The following is a 1,937-nucleotide window of genomic DNA, read 5'->3' on the forward strand; positions in this document are numbered from 1 at the left end:
GTTTTACATGATGATGAAGCAAATCCGCATTTACATATTAACTATGTACCGAATTTCGAAAGTAGTCGAGGATTAACGAGGCGTGTCGGAATGGATAGAGCCTTGCAACAACAAGGTGTACAAGGAAAAGGGACGGAGTTAATCGCGAATTGGAGACAATTAGAAACGGATTATATTGAATCTTTGGCTAAAGAACAAATTCCGAATTTTGAACGTGCCAATGTAGGTTCACATAAGTATATGAAAGTTCGTCAATATAAGGAATATGCCGAGGCAGTTTCTAACATAGAGAATCAAATTACCGAGATAAGCAAGCGATTGCCCGATAACAAGATTACGCTAAAGCCCAAAAGGAAAGAGATCAAGACGGAGGTAAAGCCAAAATTAATTGGTAAACCTGAAATCATTGAGAAAGAAACAGGCAATTATGTTTTTTCGCCAAAGCAACTCGAAAAAGTAGAAGAATTGATAATTGCAGCAGTCACTATAAAAAAAGATTATGAGCGTTTGCAGAATACGGATTTGGTAAAAGAAAATAAGGAATTGAATCATCAAGTTGATAGTTTGTATGATTCTTTAAAAGAATCTCAAAAGATAAATCTAGTATTGAGGGAAGAAAATAGAAAATTAAATACTGAAATAGGTTCGTTAAAGACTCATATAAGAGATTTACAGACAAACATAAAGGTTTTATATCAACAAACGAAAAAAGTTTTTAAAGAGCAATTTAAGGTGTTTAGAGGGCTTATTAAAAAGGAATTGGGTAGTAAAGGAATAGATAATCAATTTGAACGTGAACATAAGAGAGAAATGAGCAGACATCAAGATTTTGATAGGGAAAGATAGAAGTGATAATGGTGAAAGCATTGAATTGCATGAGTTTGAAGAAGAAATAGAGGGTCGAATGTTGTGTTTTTGTAAGAGATGGAAAGCTTTAACAAGGTGTTTCATGTTATTATAGAGAAAGACGTATAAACGAGAAAAACCGCTCTAGCTTTGGACGGCGAGACGGTTTTTCATAATAAGGTTGGAATCAACCATTTATATATTCTATATACATTCTAACATATAAAAGTTGATTCCTTCCACTAAGGGAGAGAATTATTTTATGACAAAAGTTGTAGATTTTGGACAAGCTGAAAAAAAAGCGAAAATAAGAGATAGTAAGATTGATAGTATTTATGACCAGTTGCAAGCAGGTGGTTACTCGGAAGAAGAAAAAATAATGCTTTTGCAGTTGTTAAGTAAGGCGACTGGTGGGGAAGAATATTTCATTGGTAAAAAGAAAAAGCCTACGGATAGGGTGAAGTTTGTGCAAATGATTACGGATAATTATAATTACTTAGCAAAAATAAACTATCTTACAAATGCTGAAAAGGCTTTTCTAATGGATTTAGTGCCTTATGTAGAATTTAAAACGAATATTCTTGTAGAACGAGCAAATGAGGAAAATGAATTTGATTCAGACAATGCTACACCTAGTTATTTAGCAAAAGAATTGAAGAGAGATCGTTCAAGGGTTTCAATGATGATGAATTCTTTAATGGAAAAAGGAGTATTGGCGGTTGCGGAATCTGGAATGACAACAGAAGATGGACGTATTTGTACGAGTCGTACATGGTTTATAAATCCTAACATTATGTGTTGTTCTCCAAAAGATGGAGTAGACAAAGCTACACAAAGAATTTTTAAGAAGTCTCTTAAAAATTTTGTTGCTGAAGATGGTAAAAAACATAAATTACCAGTCTATTTATTTTAGGAATGAGAAGAAATGATGTCATTGACATCTTTTTTTTTATGTGTTTTACCATTTTTTAGGTGTTGCTTTTTTGCAACACAGGTGTTGCTTTTTTGCAACACCCTATACCTCATAAAGCCTTGCTATTACTGACTTTCTTCACTTTGCTCTTCTCACTCTTATATATATAGCTAAAAGT

Annotated in this window: 2 protein-coding genes; both read left to right on the forward strand. The window is 33.1% G+C overall.

From position 1 onward, the window contains the following. The coding region (locus tag CQZ94_RS30575; protein ID WP_105588415.1) for a plasmid recombination protein at window positions 1-846 on the forward strand (846 nt) is incomplete at its 5' end. A gap of 262 nt (window positions 847-1,108) precedes the next feature. Continuing rightward, entirely contained in the window at window positions 1,109-1,759 is a 651-nt protein-coding gene (locus CQZ94_RS30580; RefSeq protein WP_002162441.1) for a MarR family transcriptional regulator, read from the forward strand. The last annotated feature ends 178 nt before the right edge of the window (window positions 1,760-1,937 follow it).

Source organism: Bacillus sp. MYb209, from assembly GCF_002975175.1.
Classification (GTDB): domain Bacteria; phylum Bacillota; class Bacilli; order Bacillales; family Bacillaceae_G; genus Bacillus_A.

Bases quoted from the DNA above. Each gene is read 5' to 3' on its own strand.
- CQZ94_RS30580 (WP_002162441.1), top strand. From the start codon at position 1,109: ATGACAAAAGTTGTAGATTTTGGACAAGCTGAAAAAAAAGCGAAAATA.